This window comes from Nocardia sp. CA-119907 (assembly GCF_050955995.1).
In the GTDB taxonomy this organism is placed as follows: domain Bacteria; phylum Actinomycetota; class Actinomycetes; order Mycobacteriales; family Mycobacteriaceae; genus Nocardia.
Genome location: NZ_CP192091.1, coordinates 8,615,237 through 8,631,415, shown reverse-complemented (window position 1 = coordinate 8,631,415; position 16,179 = coordinate 8,615,237). Strand labels below are relative to the sequence as shown.

Sequence of the window (16,179 nt, the reverse complement as noted above, 5' to 3'; positions counted from 1 at the left end):
GATAAAGGATGCCTCCGAAGAGTCGGGCCTCCGGCCCCAAGAAGACCCAGAAGTCGCGTCGCCGGGAAAAGAAGAACGTCCCGCACGGCCACGCGCACATCAAGAGCACGTTCAACAACACCATCGTGTCGATCACCGACCCGTCCGGCAACGTCATCTCGTGGGCGTCCTCGGGTCACGTCGGCTTCAAGGGTTCGCGCAAGTCGACCCCGTTCGCCGCGCAGCTCGCCGCCGAGAACGCGGCCCGCAAGGCGCAGGAGAACGGCGTCAAGAAGGTCGACGTGTTCGTCAAGGGCCCGGGTTCGGGCCGCGAGACCGCGATCCGTTCGCTGCAGGCCGCTGGCCTGGAAGTCGGCACGATCTCCGATGTCACCCCGCAGCCGCACAACGGCTGCCGTCCGCCCAAGCGGCGTCGCGTCTAGCGGGAAAGGAATAACGAAACATGGCTCGTTACACAGGCCCCATCACCCGCAAGTCGCGTCGTCTGCGGGTCGACCTCGTCGGAGGCGACCAGGCGTTCGAGCGTCGTCCGTACCCGCCCGGCCAGCACGGCCGCGCGCGGATCAAGGAGAGCGAGTACCTGCTCCAGCTGCAGGAGAAGCAGAAGGCGCGCTTCTCCTACGGCGTCATGGAGAAGCAGTTCCGCCGGTACTACGAAGAGGCCAACCGCCTCAAGGGCAAGACCGGTGACAACCTGCTCCGTCTGCTGGAGACCCGCCTCGACAACGTGGTGTACCGCGCCGGTCTGGCGCGCACCCGTCGGCAGGCCCGCCAGCTGGTCAGCCACGGTCACTTCCTGGTGAACAACCGGGCCGTGAACGTCCCCAGCTTCCAGGTGACCCAGTACGACATCATCGATGTCAAGGAGAAGTCGCTCGGCACGCTGCCGTTCCAGGTCGCGCGGGAGACCGTCGGCGACCGCCCGGTTCCGGGCTGGCTGCAGGTGCTCCCCGGTCGTCTGCGGATCCTGGTGCACCAGCTCCCGGAGCGCGCTCAGATCGATGTGCCGCTGCAGGAACAGCTGATCGTCGAGTACTACTCGAAGTAAACAGCTTTCGTGCTGGTGGGTGACCGCCTGAATCAGGTGGTCACCCACAACCCCCAAAACGTGGGCATCAAATAGTGGGTGCCCGTACAGGAGGATGATCCCAATGCTGATTTCACAGCGTCCGACGCTGACCGAAGAGGTCGTCGCCGAGAACCGTTCGAAGTTCACCATCGAACCGCTCGAGCCGGGCTTTGGTTACACCCTCGGCAACTCGCTGCGGCGTACCCTGCTGTCCTCGATCCCGGGGGCCGCGGTCACGAGCATCCGTATCGACGGCGTCCTGCACGAGTTCACCACCGTTCCCGGTGTGAAGGAGGATGTCACCGACATCATCCTGAACCTCAAGGGTCTGGTCGTGTCCTCGGAGGAGGACGAGCCGGTCACGATGTACGTGCGCAAGCAGGGCCCGGGCACCGTCACCGCCGGTGACATCGTGCCGCCCGCCGGAGTCGTCGTGCACAACCCGGATATGCACATCGCCACCCTGAACGACAAGGGCAAACTGGAGATCGAGCTCGTCGTCGAGCGCGGTCGCGGTTACGTCCCGGCCGTGCAGAACAAGGCGTCCGGCGCGGAAATCGGCCGGATCCCGGTGGATTCGATCTACTCGCCGGTGCTCAAGGTGACCTACAAGGTCGAGGCCACCCGTGTCGAGCAGCGCACCGACTTCGACCGTCTGATCCTGGACGTGGAGACCAAGAACTCCATCAGCGCCAGGGACGCGCTCGCCTCGGCGGGTAAGACCCTGGTCGAGCTCTTCGGCCTGGCCCGTGAGCTCAACGTCGAAGCCGAAGGCATCGAGATCGGCCCGTCCCCGGCCGAGGCGGATCACATCGCCTCGTTCGGCCTGCCGATCGAGGATCTGGACCTCACCGTCCGGTCCTACAACTGCCTCAAGCGCGAGGGTGTGCACACCGTCGGCGAGCTGGTCGCCCGCACCGAGTCGGACCTGCTGGACATCCGCAACTTCGGCCAGAAGTCCATCGACGAGGTCAAGGTCAAGCTGCACGCGCTCGGCCTCTCGCTCAAGGACAGCCCGGCGTCGTTCGATCCTTCGTCCGTGGTGGGTTATGACGCGAGCACCGGAACGTGGAGCGACAGCGGCACGTTCAGTGACACCGATGGCGGCGAGCAGGACTACGCCGAGACCGAACAGCTCTAGGCCGTCGGGGTAGGCACCCCGGCTCGGCCTCACACAAGGAGAACAAACAATGCCCAAGCCCAAGAAGGGTGCCCGCTTCGGCGGGTCGGCGTCGCACCAGAAGGCGATCTTCGCCAATCTGGCCACGGCGCTCTTCGAGCACGGTCGTATCACGACCACCGAGGCCAAGGCCAAGGCGCTGCGCCCCTACGCCGAGAAGCTGGTCACCAAGGCGAAGGGCGGCACCCTGGCCGACCGTCGCGAGGTGCTCAAGGTGATCCGGAACAAGGACGTCGTCCACGAGCTCTTCGCCTCGATCGGGCCGTCGTTCGAGGGCCGCGAGGGCGGCTACACCCGCATCACCAAGACGCTGCCCCGCAAGGGTGACAACGCGCCGATGGCGGTCATCGAGCTGGTCCGGGAGAAGACCGTGACCAACGAGGCCGACCGCGCTCGCCGCGTTGCCGCGTCCAAGAAGGCCGAGGCGCCCGTCGCCGAGACCGTTGTCGAGGAGCAGGCCGAAGAGTCCGTCGCCGAGACCGCTGAGGCCGAGGCCCCGGCTGCCGACGAGGCCGCTGAGGACAAGAAGGACGCCTGACGTTCGCTCGCAAGTCCGGAATGAGCCCGCCGCCCCCCCCAGTGGGTCGGCGGGCTCATTCGCATCCGTCCGAGATCACCGCGCTGGCATCGGGAATGGTTCCGGCCGGAGCGCCACCGGCGTTCGTATCGATTAGGAGATCGCCTGTGACCGAGGAGGATTCGGTGGACTCGACCGCGTCGCACGAGCCTGCACCGGTGGATTCGCCGGAAGCCGCGGCGGCCGATGCGCGGCCGGAGTCCGATCTCGGCTCGGTCCGGGTGCGGCTCGATATCAGTTACGACGGTACCGATTTCATCGGCTGGGCGCGCCAGCCCGGCCTGCGCACCGTGCAGGGCGTGCTCGAGGAAGCGCTGAGCAAGGTGTTGCGCGAGCCGATCCAATTGACCGTCGCGGGCCGCACCGATGCCGGGGTGCACGCCGAGGGGCAGGTCGCGCATTTCGATACCGGCGCCGAACCCGATGCGGCCAAGCTGCTCCATCGTATGGCGCGATTTCTTCCGAAAGATGTGCGGATCACCGACATTCGCCTCGCCCCACCCGAATTCGACGCACGTTTCTCGGCGATCCGTCGGCACTATGTGTACCGGCTGACCACGGCACCCTATGGGGCTGAACCACTGCAAGCCCGCAGCGTCGTCGCGTGCCGCCACGATGTGGATCTGGAAGCCATGCGCGCGGCCTCGCAAAAGCTCTTGGGCCTGCACAATTTCGCTGCCTTCTGCCGCCGCCGCGATGGCGCGACCACCGTTCGCGAACTCCAGCGCTTCGACTGGGCGCGCGACGGCGACCTGCTCACTGCCCATGTCAGCGCGGATGCCTTCTGCTGGTCCATGGTTCGCAGCCTCGTCGGCGCGGTGCTCGCGGTGGGGGAGGGCCGCCGCACCCCCGACTGGGTCGGCGGTTTGTTGAACGAGACCGAACGCTCCAGCTCGGTGACCGTGGCCCCCGCACATGGCCTCAGCCTCATCGGCGTCGACTATCCCGACAATTCCGACTTGGCCGCCCGCAACGCCCAAACCCGCGAAATGCGTTCGGTGCCAACCGTGGACGACGGCTGCTGCGGCAGCTGACCCCGATCCGGTCCCATCCAGATCGGTCTCTCGTTAACTCGGGTCAGCCGCGGCGGTCACGGTCACCGCTCAACGCGCGGCCACATAGAGAGTTCCTGGCGTGCGATGACGCAGCCACCTGCGAGCGCGGACCGGGCCGCCCGGCGAGGGCAACACCAGTATCGATGACCCTGTCGACCGCTGTGCGAATGTCGTCCGGACGCACGATGTCGAAGCTGTGATCGCGCCGGGACTGTCGCATTTGGGCAGCACGGTTCCGCATGGGCTCCTGCGGGTATTCGAGTTGAACACGGTCGATCCCGCGGCTGCCTACACCCGACTGGATCAGGTGTTCCACGCCGAAGGGGCGTAATCCCGCACGTAGCGACGACGCTCGAAGGGAGGTGACGACATGGTGGATGTATTGGGTCCTGGGCCGGACGGTGCGGCATGCGACAACTGGAACCAAGCCCTGAACTGCGATGACGACGGTCAGGACGACTGAGTGACAGCATGCGCCGCGACACTCTGGTTCGCGAAATGTGTGCGGTGCCAACGACTACCGAGGTGATCCCGGCTGGGTGCGTGAAGTGGCGCTCCCGCACCGCGATTCGGCGGGCGCACTGCGGTGCGGAAGCATGACCACCCGATCAGCCGGACGAACCCGCCTCGATCGTCCGCGGTTGGCTGGAACCGGAGATTTCGATGCGGCGCGGCTTGGCCTTCTCGGCGATCGGAAGCGTCACCGAGAGCACGCCGTTGTTGTAGGTCGCGCTGATGTTGTCGGCGTCGACATTGTCGCCGAGGCTGAGTTGGCGCATATACGTACCGGCGAAGCGCTCGGACGCAATCCATTGGACGCCTTCATCACTGGGCAGGCTGCGCTGCGCGCGCAGGGTGAGGGTGCCGTTGTCGACGCTCACATCCACCGAGCCGGGGTCGACGCCGGGCAGGTCGGCATTGAGTACGTAATGGTCGCCTGCCTTGAACAGATCCATCGGCATGAATCGCGGCGCACGAGATGTCCCGACGGATTCGCCGAGCAGTTGGCGGGCGACGGTGTCGATGTCATGGAATGGATCGAACCGGAGCACAGCAATCACCTCCATTTCACTAGCGGCGACGCCTGCCACGGCGGCAAGCGCCGGAAGCTGTGCACTACCCAAGTTAGCACTCTCAACACGAGAGTGCTAATAGGTTACCGGCGATTATTCACCTGCGCGGCGGGTGGATCTCGCGTCGGAATAGGAACGGCCGCAGGTTGGTTGGCTCGGGGCATGACTATCGAAGGTCTCGGACGGTTCGGTATTTGGCGCGGCTACCTGGGGTTCACCCCGCAGGACGCGCGCGAGTTGGAGGAGCTCGGCTACGGCACGCTGTGGCTCGGTTCGTCCCCGCCGGCGGAGCTGCCGGAGATCGAGTCGCTGCTCGACGCGACTGAGTCGATCACCGTGGCGACCAGCATCGTGAACATCTGGACGGCGCCCGCGAAGCAGGTCGCGGAGTCGTTCCACCGCATCGATGCGCGGTTCCCCGGGCGGTTCCTGCTCGGTCTGGGCGCGGGTCATCCCGAGCACACCGGCGAGTACCGCAAACCCTATGAAGCGCTGGTCGAATACTTCGACGAGTTGGATGCCGCCGGCGTGCCCAAGGAGCGTCGCGCACTCGCGGCGCTGGGTCCGCGGGTGCTGAAGCTGGCGGCGGACCGGTCCGCCGGCGCGCTGCCCTACCTCGTCACCACCGAGCACACCGCGCGCGCCCGCGCCGTACTCGGCCCGGATGCGCTGTTGGCGACCGAACACAAGGTGGTCCTGGACGAGGATCCGGCGCGGGCCCGCGCCACCGCCCGCCCACGCGTCGAGTTCTATCTCGACCTGCAGAACTACGTCGCCAACCTGCGCAGGCTCGGCTTCACCGACGAGGACGTGACCAAGCCGGGCAGCGATCGCCTGTACGACGGCCTGGTGGCACATGGCAGCCCCGAGTCGGTCGTCGACCAGCTCGCTGCGCATCTGAGCGCGGGCGCCGATCATGTGGTGATCCAAGTCCTCGACGACGAGCCCGCCGTCCTGCGCACGCTGGCTCCCTTGCTGGCGAAGCATTCCTGAGACCGCGCGGGCGATCGGCCTAAGTTACTGGCCGATCGCCCTAAGGGAACGTTAGAAACCGGCTCGCCCGGTTCCGTGTGCGCTGTGACTGCGCACACACTGGTCTCCGACCGACGCAAGGCCGCGTCGAAGAAGGAGATCTTGTGACTACGACACAGCCCGTGGGCGAGCGCCGAGTGGTCGCCAACGTATTGCGCGGTTCCATCGGCAATCTCGTCGAGTGGTACGACTGGTATGTCTACGCCGCGTTCAGCGTGTACTTCGCGAAATCGTTCTTCCCGAAGGGTGATTCCACCGCGCAATTGCTGTCCACCGCAGCGGTTTTCGCGGTCGGCTTTCTCATGCGGCCACTCGGCGGTTGGGCACTCGGACGCTATGCGGACAAGTTCGGGCGTCGCTCGGCGCTGACCCTGTCGGTGACCGTGATGGCCGCGGGTTCGCTGCTGATCGCGCTGACGCCCGGGTACCAGACGATCGGGATCGCGGCTCCGGTGCTGTTGTTGCTCGCCCGCTTGGTGCAGGGCCTTTCGGTCGGCGGCGAATACGCGACCAGCGCAACGTATCTGTCCGAGGTGGCCTCCACGGGTAAGCGCGGGTTCTACTCGAGCTTCCAGTACGTCACGCTCGTCGCCGGTCAGCTGGTCGCGCTCGGCGTGCAGATCATCCTGCAGCAGTTCCTGAACAACGCCCAGATGAACAACTGGGGCTGGCGCATTCCGTTCGTCATCGGTGCGGCGGCCGCGCTCATCGTGATGTGGCTGCGGCGCAGCATGGACGAATCCGAGCACTTCGAGGCCGAGGTCGAGGCCGAGCGGGCGCCGCAGCAGGGGCTCGCAGCCCAGCAGCCGGCGCGCGGTTCGCTGCGGATGCTGTTGCAGTATCCCCGGGAATGCCTGCTGGTGATCGGTCTGACGCTCGGCGGCACCGTGGCGTTCTACACCTACACCACGTACATGCAGAAGTTCATGATCAATACCTCCGGCATCTCCAAGTCGACCGTCTCGTGGATCAACTTCATCGCGCTGCTGGTCTTCGTGATACTGCAGCCGCTGGCGGGGGCGCTGTCGGACCGCATCGGGCGGCGCAAGCTGCTGATCTTCTTCGGTGTGGCTGGCACCTTGCTGACCGTGCCGATCATGACCGTGCTCGCGCACACCAAGAATCCGCTCGCGGCGTGGGCGCTCATGATGGGCGCACTGGTCATCATCACCGGCTACACCTCGATCAACGCCATTGTGAAGGCCGAACTGTTCCCGACCAAGATCCGCGCGCTCGGCGTCGGCCTGCCCTATGCGCTGACCGTCGCGATCTTCGGAGGCACCGCGGAGACCATCGCGCTGTCGCTGAAGCAGGCCCATCACGAATCGCTGTACTTCTGGTACGTCGCCGGGTGCATCGGGATATCGCTGCTCACCTACTGGTTCATGCGGGAGACCTCGAGCGGGTCCGCCATCGATGCCGATGCCGATATCCCGCTGACCAAGACGGATGCGCCGGCCGCCGAGCCCGACCGTGACCTCGCAACCGTGCGACCGTGATCGCCCATCCGCACACGCCGATCATCCGCTGTGGGAGGATCGGCGTGTGCGGCTTGCGGTGGTCGAAGATGATGACGGCGTAGGCGACGCGCTGGTCGAAGCCCTCAACGCCCGCGGCTATCAGGCCGAACGCAAGCGCCGCGGCGCGGATCTGCTCACCGCCCACCGCGGTTACGACGCGGTCATTCTGGATCTCGGACTGCCCGACGGTGATGGTCTGCAGGTGCTGCGCCAATTGCGTGAGGTGAGTTCGGTGCCGGTGCTGATCCTGACCGCGCGCAGTGACGAACGCTCGATTGTGCGTGGGCTGCGCGGCGGTGCCGACGACTATCTGGTGAAGCCGCCGCGGATCGCGGAATTGATGGCCCGGCTGGAGAATGTCGTGCGGCGCGCGGCCGCCGGATCGCAACCGGAGCGGGCCGAAGTGGTCACCGGGGATGTGCGGGTCGATCTCGCGGCCCGGGTGGTCGAGGTCGCCGGTCGGCCGATCGCATTGACCCAGAAGGAATTCGAGTTGGTCGAGGCATTGGTGGAGCGGCCCGGTGCCGCGGTCAGCCGCCAGCAACTGATGGATCGGATCTGGGGCGATGCGTTCGTCGCGGTATCGCGTTCGCTGGACGTCCACATGACCGGACTGCGTGCGAAATTGGACCGACCTGGGCTGATCACCACCATTCGCGGCTACGGTTACCGCTGGGGTCAGTGATCGCATCGACCCGCGAGTTCAGGTAAGAGAAGCGGAGCCAGTATGCGCAGACGACTACTCGTCGCGCTGACGGTATTCGCGGCGATCGCGGTATTCGCCTTCGCGGTACCGCTGTCGCTGACCTTCGCGACCAGCCGCACTCAGGAATTCGTGGCCGATCGCTCCGGCGATGCCGACCGGTTCGCCGCCCTCGCCGATGCCGCCGTCGCGGAGGGGGACAGTCGGGCCCTGGCCGATGAGGTCGGCCGCTATCACGATCTATATGCGGAAAATGTGCTGGTCGTCGATGCCCGCGGCGCCCGGACGGTGAATGCGGGGGTGGATGTGGCCTCGGCTCCGGTGGTGGCCGCGGTCGCGGCGGCCCGCCGCAACCAGCGGCCGCAGCCGGTGAACCGACTGACACCGTGGAGTGGGCCGACGGTGCTGATCGCCCGGCCCGTCGGTACCGGGGTACAGGTCAACGGTGCGGTGGTGATCGAGGCCTCCACCGCGCGTGCCCGCCGCGATATCGCCCGCGCGTGGGCGGTGATCACGGTCGGGGCCGTGCTGATGATGGTGGTGTTCACAATGCTGGCGCTGAGCCTGGGGCGCTGGGTGCTGCGCCCGCTGGCGGCGCTGTCACAGGCGGTCGCCGAATTGACCGCGACCCTGCCCAAGCCGCGCGCCGAGGCCGCCGCGCACGTGTCTATCGCCCGGCATCACGGCGGGCCGCCGGAGATGCGCGCGGTCGCCGAGTCCTTCGATGCCATGGCGCTCGCCGTCGCGGATTCGGCGGACGCGCAACGTCAACTGGTCGCCGATACCGCACATGCCATGCGAAATCCGCTCGCCGCCTTGACGATTCGTCTCGACTCCCTGGAGCATGCGATCCCGGAGAGCGCGGTGGCGACCTTCCGCAGTGCGGGTGCCGAGGTCGAGCGGCTGACCGCGCTGCTCGATGGCCTGCTGAGTCTGGCGGTCGCCGAGACGCCCGCCGCCTTCGAGGCCGCGCGCACCCCGACCGGTACCGAAAACCACTGCGACGCGGTACAGGTGGTCGCGGACCGGGTCGACGCCTGGTACTCCGCATACGAGAACGCCGGACAGGAATTGTGCGCGGCACCCATGGTGCGGGAGGCCGATACCGGGGTCTCCGCCGATGTCCTCGCCCAGATTCTCGATGTGCCGCTGAGCAATTCGTGCAGCTATGCCGGATCCGGCGCGCAGACCGTCATGGTGGTCGATACCGAGCCGGGTTGGGTAACGGTGACCGTGCGCGACGATGGCGCCGGTGTCGAACCCGCGGAGATCGGCAAACTGACCACCCGCTTCTTCCGTGGCTCCGGGGCCGCCTCCGGCGGTTCCGGTCTGGGCCTCCCGATTGCCGCGGCGCTGGCCCAGGCGCGTGGCGGCACGCTGAGCGTGCGGCCGGTCGAACCGCGCGGACTCGCCATCCAGATCCGCCTGCCGGAGGCGGTGCGGACGTGATCACGCGGCGGATGTTCTTGGCGCTGACCGCCGCTGGCATCGCGGCCGGTGCCGTCGGGTGCGGCGGGGACGTGGCAACGGTGCGGCTGGCCTCCGGTGAGGTCGGCGGCTTCTATCACGCGTTCGCTCGGCTGCTCGCGGCCGTCGCCGCGGAGGCGGGGACGGTGCGGATCGAACCGGTGACCACTACCGGATCGCAGGAGAATCTGGCGCTGCTGACCAGCGGACGGGTGGATGCCGCACTGGCACTCGCCGATTCGGTACAGGGTGAGCGTCAGCCGGTCGTGGCGCTGGGCCGGGTGTACGAGAACTATCTGCAACTGGCCGTGCGGTCCGAAGGCGCGATCCAGCGGGTCACCGATCTGCGGGGCACCCGGATCAACCTCGGCGCCGCGGGCTCCGGCGCCGCGGTCACCGGAGAGCGGCTGCTGTGGGCCGCGGGCGTGAATCCCGGTGCGGACGTGGACATTTCGCATCGTCCGTTGCGCGATGCGGTGGCGGGCGTGGAATCCGGTGAGTTGGATGCGTTGCTATGGGCCGGTGGCGTACCCACCGATGCGCTCGACGTACCGGAACGGCTGCGGCTCATCGAACTCGGTGAGCTGGCGGCGCCGATGCGGGAACGGTTCGGGCATCTGTACGACCTGGTCGAGATTCCCGCCGACGCCTATGACGGCGGCGCGGCGATCCGGACGATCGGCGTCGCGAATCTGCTGCTCGCCGCCCCGACCATGTCGGACACCGCAGCGGGAGCGATCGTCGAACTGCTGGTCTCCCGGGCGGATGCGCTGGTTCCGGCCGAGGCGGCGGGAACCCAGTTCCTCGATACCCGCTCACTCATCGGAACCGATTCCGTTCCTTTGCATCCGGGCGCGGCCGCGGTCTACCGACGACGGCACGGCTGAACGCCGGTCAGGAACGGACCAGGCGCGCGATGGCGTCGGTAGCCTCCTTGATCTTGGCGTCGGCCTCCGGGCCGCCGGTGACCGCCGCGTCCACCACACAGTGGCTGATGTGGTCCTCCAGCAGACCCATGGCCACGGCCTGCAGTGCCTTTGTCATCGCGGAGACCTGGGTGAGGATGTCGATGCAGTACTTCTCCTCCTCGACCATGCGCTGCAGGCCGCGGGCTTGGCCCTCGATCCGGCGCAGGCGCTTGAGGTAGTCGTCCTTGGCGGTGATGTAGCCGTGCGAGGCATGGTCGTGCGCGGCGTGGTCGTGGCTGGTCGTGCCCTCGGCCGCGGTGTCCCGGCCCGGCGCGGGCGTGGTGTCATTGTGCGACGGGGTGGGTGTCACCGACTGTCTCCTCGCTGCTCGCCGGATCTCCGGCCCGACCTGGACTAATACCCCCCTAGGGTACAGTGTCGTTGGGGAATTGTCAGGTCGGTGTGCGCTCGGTCGCGTCGGTCGGGTCCGATGTTCGGCGCCGCTGCGGGCCGCGCGATGCCGCCGATCGCCAGCGCCCGCCGATCAGCTGCACCGGTGCGACCGATTCGGCCGACATCGGCCACGGCAACACCGCCGATGACCAGCGCGGCGCCGCCGAGTGCGACCGCCGCGCCGAGGAGGGTTGCGCCGGATGGCCGCCGCCCGCGCACCGTCCGGTTCCGGGCGATCACGACGACCGGCGCCAGGAATTGGATCATTGGCGTCACGCCGACTTGAAGATGGGGCAGTGACACGCTGGCCCGCACCCCGGCAGCCGCGATCACGCCGAACGTGCCGAGCGCAGGTGTCGCAGGCTGACGCGCGGGCCATCGTGGACGAAGGTCCAGTTGGCCGGATCCGGACCCGTCTGGTCGGGCGGCGAGGGCTGGCGAGAGAATCGGTGCATGAGTTTGGATGTTCGGCCCGCGCTCGCCGTGATCGGCGGTAGTGGCTTCTACGATTTCTTCGATAACGAGGCGACCACAGTCGAGGTCGATACGCCCTACGGCAAGCCGAGTGCGCCCATCGCGGTCGGTGAGGTGGAGGGTCGTCCGGTGGCCTTCCTGCCCCGGCACGGCAAGCAGCACGAATTCGCGCCGCACACGCTGCCGTACCAGGCCAATATGTGGGCGCTGCGCTCGATCGGAGTGCGGCGGATCTTCGCGCCGTGCGCGGTCGGCAGCCTGCGCGCGGACTGGGGGCCGGGCACCGTCGCGGTGCCGGATCAGCTGGTCGACCGGACCTCCGGCCGTCCGCAGACCTACTTCGACGGCGGAGGTGTGCACGTCTCCTTCGCCGACCCGTATTGCGACGAACTGCGTTCCGCGGCAACGAAATCCGCGACCGACGCGCTGCCGATGAAGCCCGCGGGGACCATGGTTGTAGTGCAGGGGCCGCGGTTCTCCACCCGGGCCGAGAGCCGCTGGTTCGCCGCGCAGGGCTGGGAACTGGTCAATATGACCGGCCATCCCGAGGCGGTGCTCGCCCGTGAACTCGAAATGTGCTACGCCGCAGTCGCTTTGGTGACCGACCTGGATGCCGGTCTGGAGGAGGGCGACGGTGTGCACGCGGTCGACGTCTTCGCCGAATTCAAGAAGAACCTCGGCCCCTTCAAGGAGCTGATCCGGCGTTCGGTTTCGGCGGTCACCGGAACCGACACCTGCGACCGCTGCCGTGTCCACGCGGGGGTGTCGCTGCCGTTCGAACTACCGTGAGCACTGGTACGGGCTGTACCGAGTGACCGACAGGTACGGAAATATCTTGGACAGATTGGGTTCGGAATCGAACGCGGGGTGTGGATGCGATGAGAGTGCTGGTCACCGGGGCAGCGGGGTTCATCGGGGCGCGGTTGCGGCGGGCGTTGGCCGCGGCCGGGCACGAGGTAGTCGGGATCGATGTGCTGTACGAAGCGGTGCACGGACCGGACGCGCAAGTGCCGGAAGGGGTTTCGCGGGTCGATGTGCGCGATGCCGAGGCGCTGGAACCGCTGCTGCGCGGCATCGATACCGTATGCCATCTCGCGGCGGTCACCTCCGCGACCGAATCGGCGGTGTTCGCCGCACACAATGAGCTGGGCACCGCGGTACTGCTCGATGTGATGGGACGGGCGAAGGTTCGTCATCTGGTGCTGGCCTCGTCCATCGCGGTGTACGGCGAGGGGCGCTATCGCGGAATGAACAGCGGGCCGTTCTATCCGGGGCTGCGGCGGCGGGCCGATCTGGATCGCGGCATGTTCGACCACCTGTCCCCGCGCACCGGGGAACTGCTCACCTGGGAGCCGGTCACCGAGGATGCACCGCTGCGCCCGCGCGGATTCTACGGAGCGAGCAAGATGGCGCAGGAAAACTATGCGCTCGCTTGGGGTCTGGCAACCGGTGCCGCCGTTACGGCGCTGCGGTACCACGGCGGCTACGGCGCGGGCGCGCACGCGGGGTTCATCGGAAAGTTCCTCGCCGCACTCGATCAGGGACGACCGCCGCTGGTGGACGAGGACGGCGGACAGGTCCGCGACGTCGTACACGTAGACGACATCGTGACCGCGACCGTGGCCGCCGTCGACCGCCGCCTCCCCGGCTTCGTGCCCGTGAACATCGCCTCCGGCCACCCGATCACCATGTGGGAGATCGCCTCGATCATGGCCAGGTCCCGCGGCGGCCCCGACCCGGTGGTAACCGGCCGCTACCTCCTGGCCGATGCCCGCCACATCGCCGCCGACCCCGAACGAGCCAGGCGCGCACTGGGTTTCACCGCCCGAGTCCCGCCCACCCAAGGCCTGGCCGATCTCGCCGCCCCCGCAGTGGAAACCACCACACCCCGCCCGGAATCCGCACCGCTACATGTGCGGGTCGCACCGAACCCGTCTGGGCCACAACGCCCCGAGCCACATCCCGCCGCACCGATCACGAAGGACCCACGCCCGAACCCGCCCGCCCCGAACGCCAACGCTGTGGTCCCGCATCCGAACCCGCCCGCCCCGAACGCCAACGCTGTGGTCCCGCATCCGAACCCGCCCGCCCCGAACGCCAACGCTGCGGTCCCGCATCCGAACCCGCCCGCCCCGAACGCCAACGCTGCGGTCCCGCATCCGAACCCGCCCGCCCCGAACGCCAACGCTGTGGTCCCGCATCCGAACCCGCCCGCCCCGAACGCCAACGCTGTGGTCCCGCATCCGAACCCGCCCGCCCCGAACGCCAACGCTGCGGTCCCGCTCCCGAATCCGCCCGAACGGATCGCGAAAACCGTTGCGCCCAATCCGGAGTCAGCGATATCCGGGGTCGCTTCACCGAACATGAACGCTGTCCCCCCAACTCCCGAACCGGCTGCCCCGAGGCCGGAGACCCCCACGCCGCAGTCGCCGACGCCGCAGGCGAGTGAGTCGGCGCTCCCCGGTCGAACGCCCGCACCGAAGCCAGAGGCCGCGGCGCCCTAGGCATTGTTGTGTCCTGGATTTTCCACGATTTCCAGTTGCGCCAGGACGAACTCGGGGGACCCAGGGGTGCTGCTGGGGAGGGGGGAGATTTCGAGGTCGGCGATGATCCAGTCGTTGGTTTCGCTTGCCAGGCGGACGTTGCGGAGTTGTGCGTGGGGTGCGCCGGAGAGCATTGTGTTGCGGGCGGCGATGATTCGGGCCCGGTCCGCTGGATGTGGAACGGTGCGTTCATCGACGCCGGCCCAGCGCAGTGCGGGGACGGGTTCGGTGACCCAGCGGATCAGTCGGATCTGGGCGGTGTCCATGATCGCGAGGTAGAGGTTGGGTTGGGCGCGGCGCAGCATATCGAGGGCGGTCGCCTCGAAGGACTTTCGTTGTGGCGCAATGCTGTCGGTGACGTCGACGGCCAGGCCGAGCCAGCGGTGCCGGTCCGCGACGGTATCCGCATTGCGGGCCGCCACCAGCAGCGAACGTGGGCCGGCCTTCGATCGCACAGTGGCCGTGCCGAGCCAGCGTGAATCGGGTTCGGATCGCGTGATGGTGGCGACGAGATCCAGTGCGCCGTCGAATCGTTCGACCATCTCGAAGGATTCGGCGCCCACCCAGCGGGTGCGGTCGATATCGAAATGCGGCCCGAGGCATTGTGGCAGCGCGTCCAGGCTGCGAGTGCGCGCATCGACCAAGAGCGGCGCGACCCCCGGCCGCGGCGGCGGATCACCGGGACCGACCCACACATGGATCGCGTACACCCGCTCATCCGGCCCGAAGATCGGCACGGCCCGCAGACGCCGCCCCGACCACGCCTGCCGAGACAGCGGCAGCACCTGATCCACCACCGATCCGTTCGCATGCGCGACGACGACCAGCGGCTGCAGCCGCGCGGGCACCGCCCGGTGAAAGGACTTCCATTGGCGCGGCGCCGTCCCGACCGCGAGCACCGACCAGCCCTCGGCGCGCCCGAGTGTTTCGATCAGCAGCCAGCGCTCAGTGATCACTTCGTCCCCCCTCCCCGCCCTCGAACTTACGACACCGTCACCGCCGATAGCCACTGCATATCGTGCCCGATCAGAGAGAAGCCAAAACGTAAGCGGCCTCTCATGTTTGCCAGCCGCTTTATTCGGCGGTGCGACCAGTTGTCAGCGCCACTGTGCCGGTCGATTCGGCGGTGCAACACGGGTGCCGGTCCTGCCGGGTTCCGGAGGTTGGGTGGTCGTTCGGCTACTGTGCCGGGGCTGTGAAGGCGTCGGCATGGGCGCGCGCCCATTGTTCGAAGGTGCGTGGTTCCCGGCCGGTTACCTCTCGCACGGTGGGATATACCTGGGATTCGTCCAGTGTGCCGTCGACGAAGAAGCTCCAGAATGCGTCGACGTATTTCTGCGGCATGGTCGCTTCGAGTTCGGCGCGCGTCTGCTCGTTGGTCAAACCCGCGCAGACCAGCGGCCGTTCGAGCACCTCGGCGAGCACGGCGATCTGGTCGGCGGGCACCAGCGCTCGGGCACCGGTCAGCTCCAGGATTCGACCCGCGAGTTCGCCGCCGGTCAGGGCGACCGCCGCGACGGCCGCGATATCGGCGGGATCGATGGCGGCGACGGGGACGTCGGGGAACTGGGCGCGGATCACGTCACCCTGCGCGAGCTGGGGCAACCAGCGCAGTGCATTCGACATGAACGAGCGTGGGCGCATGAACGTCCAGGTCAGACCGGATTCGCGCACATCACGCTCGGCCTGCGTCATATACGCGGAGACCGCGTTGTGCATATCCTGCAGCGCCGCCGAACCACCCGAGAGCAGGACAATGTGCTGTACGCCTGCCTTTTTCGCGCGGGCGAGCAGATCGGGGGTGTCCGCGTAACCGGGCAGCAGGAACATTCTGGTGACCCCGTCCAGCGCCTCGGTGAGGCTCTCCGGCCGATTCAGATCGCCCGTCACCGCCTCGACACCGGTGGGCAGTTGCGCGCGAGCGGGATCGCGGACCAGCGCGCGCACCGCAGTACCGGAATTGCTCAGCGCCGCAACCAGTTCCGTGCCGATATTGCCGGTTGCGCCGGTTACCAGGATCATGTTCGCTCCTCCAGTGTCGCACTGCGTTCGGTCGACGAATCGCTCGTCCCATCATGCGAAATCGCCGCAGCGGCGCCTCCCCATCCCAGGTAAACCTGCCGGA

Annotated in this window: 16 protein-coding genes and 1 pseudogene; 13 read left to right on the top strand and 4 right to left on the bottom strand. The window is 67.5% G+C overall.

Features of this window, described 5'->3' with window-relative positions:
* The first annotated feature begins 8 nt into the window (after positions 1–8).
* The 5 genes from rpsK (at position 9) to truA (ending at position 3,860) form a co-directional block, all read left to right on the top strand.
* Positions 9–422 carry a 30S ribosomal protein S11 gene (gene rpsK / locus ACQP2D_RS39070; RefSeq protein WP_014349147.1) on the top strand — a complete coding sequence of 138 codons (414 nt, stop codon included), beginning with the start codon at positions 9–11 and terminating at the stop codon, positions 420–422.
* 20 nt (positions 423–442) lie between these two features.
* Positions 443–1,048, top strand: a complete 606-nt coding sequence (rpsD, locus tag ACQP2D_RS39065) for a 30S ribosomal protein S4 (protein ID WP_063039138.1) — start codon at positions 443–445, stop codon at positions 1,046–1,048.
* A 103-nt stretch (positions 1,049–1,151) separates the two neighbouring features.
* Entirely contained in the window at positions 1,152–2,210 is a 1,059-nt protein-coding gene (locus ACQP2D_RS39060; RefSeq protein WP_067785162.1) for a DNA-directed RNA polymerase subunit alpha, read from the top strand.
* A gap of 49 nt (positions 2,211–2,259) precedes the next feature.
* Complete coding sequence (gene rplQ / locus ACQP2D_RS39055) at positions 2,260–2,787, top strand: 50S ribosomal protein L17 (RefSeq protein WP_433680922.1); 528 nt, start codon at positions 2,260–2,262, stop codon at positions 2,785–2,787.
* Between the two features lie 197 nt (positions 2,788–2,984).
* The gene (gene truA, locus ACQP2D_RS39050) at positions 2,985–3,860 is read left to right on the top strand and encodes a tRNA pseudouridine(38-40) synthase TruA (protein ID WP_433685899.1); all 876 of its coding nucleotides are present in this window, start codon (positions 2,985–2,987) and stop codon (positions 3,858–3,860) included.
* A 629-nt stretch (positions 3,861–4,489) separates the two neighbouring features.
* On the opposite strand, the gene ACQP2D_RS39045 is transcribed toward truA, so the two are convergent.
* The gene (locus ACQP2D_RS39045) at positions 4,490–4,933 is read right to left on the bottom strand and encodes an Hsp20/alpha crystallin family protein (protein ID WP_433680921.1); all 444 of its coding nucleotides are present in this window, start codon (positions 4,931–4,933) and stop codon (positions 4,490–4,492) included.
* A gap of 183 nt (positions 4,934–5,116) precedes the next feature.
* Between ACQP2D_RS39045 and ACQP2D_RS39040 the strand changes: the two genes are divergently transcribed.
* From ACQP2D_RS39040 to ACQP2D_RS39020, 5 genes are all read left to right on the top strand, one after another.
* On the top strand, positions 5,117–5,947 hold the full coding sequence (locus ACQP2D_RS39040; protein ID WP_433680920.1) for an LLM class F420-dependent oxidoreductase: 831 nt from the start codon (positions 5,117–5,119) through the stop codon (positions 5,945–5,947).
* A 143-nt stretch (positions 5,948–6,090) separates the two neighbouring features.
* The gene (locus tag ACQP2D_RS39035; protein ID WP_433680919.1) at positions 6,091–7,485 is read left to right on the top strand and encodes an MFS transporter; all 1,395 of its coding nucleotides are present in this window, start codon (positions 6,091–6,093) and stop codon (positions 7,483–7,485) included.
* A gap of 46 nt (positions 7,486–7,531) precedes the next feature.
* Positions 7,532–8,191, top strand: coding sequence for a response regulator transcription factor (locus tag ACQP2D_RS39030; RefSeq protein WP_433195470.1), 660 nt, complete (start codon positions 7,532–7,534; stop codon positions 8,189–8,191).
* Between the two features lie 42 nt (positions 8,192–8,233).
* A complete protein-coding gene (locus tag ACQP2D_RS39025; protein ID WP_433680918.1) occupies positions 8,234–9,658 on the top strand; it encodes a sensor histidine kinase in 1,425 nt (474 codons plus the stop codon).
* Positions 9,655–10,563, top strand: coding sequence for a TAXI family TRAP transporter solute-binding subunit (locus ACQP2D_RS39020; protein ID WP_433680917.1), 909 nt, complete (start codon positions 9,655–9,657; stop codon positions 10,561–10,563). Before ACQP2D_RS39025 ends, ACQP2D_RS39020 begins: the two co-directional genes overlap by 4 nt.
* Before the next feature lie 7 nt (positions 10,564–10,570).
* Here ACQP2D_RS39020 and ACQP2D_RS39015 read toward each other — a convergent pair whose 3' ends face one another.
* Positions 10,571–10,840: a metal-sensitive transcriptional regulator gene (locus tag ACQP2D_RS39015; RefSeq protein ID WP_433685898.1), complete on the bottom strand. Its 270-nt coding sequence runs from the start codon at positions 10,838–10,840 to the stop codon at positions 10,571–10,573.
* Positions 10,841–11,019: 179 nt separating this feature from the next.
* Between ACQP2D_RS39015 and ACQP2D_RS39010 the strand changes: the two genes are divergently transcribed.
* From ACQP2D_RS39010 to ACQP2D_RS39000, 3 genes and pseudogenes are all read left to right on the top strand, one after another.
* The gene (locus tag ACQP2D_RS39010) at positions 11,020–11,337 is read left to right on the top strand and encodes a hypothetical protein (protein WP_433680916.1); all 318 of its coding nucleotides are present in this window, start codon (positions 11,020–11,022) and stop codon (positions 11,335–11,337) included.
* Positions 11,338–11,490: 153 nt separating this feature from the next.
* Positions 11,491–12,300 carry an S-methyl-5'-thioadenosine phosphorylase gene (locus ACQP2D_RS39005; protein ID WP_433680915.1) on the top strand — a complete coding sequence of 270 codons (810 nt, stop codon included), beginning with the start codon at positions 11,491–11,493 and terminating at the stop codon, positions 12,298–12,300.
* 89 nt (positions 12,301–12,389) lie between these two features.
* A pseudogene (locus ACQP2D_RS39000) lies at positions 12,390–13,373 on the top strand (NAD-dependent epimerase/dehydratase family protein); the annotation flags it as partial.
* 638 nt (positions 13,374–14,011) lie between these two features.
* Here the strand turns inward: ACQP2D_RS39000 and ACQP2D_RS38995 are convergent.
* Together ACQP2D_RS38995 and ACQP2D_RS38990 are read right to left on the bottom strand one after the other, a co-directional pair.
* Positions 14,012–15,010: a GAF domain-containing protein gene (locus ACQP2D_RS38995; RefSeq protein ID WP_433680914.1), complete on the bottom strand. Its 999-nt coding sequence runs from the start codon at positions 15,008–15,010 to the stop codon at positions 14,012–14,014.
* A 223-nt stretch (positions 15,011–15,233) separates the two neighbouring features.
* Entirely contained in the window at positions 15,234–16,076 is an 843-nt protein-coding gene (locus tag ACQP2D_RS38990; protein ID WP_433680913.1) for an NAD(P)H-binding protein, read from the bottom strand.
* Between the last annotated feature and the right edge of the window lie 103 nt (positions 16,077–16,179).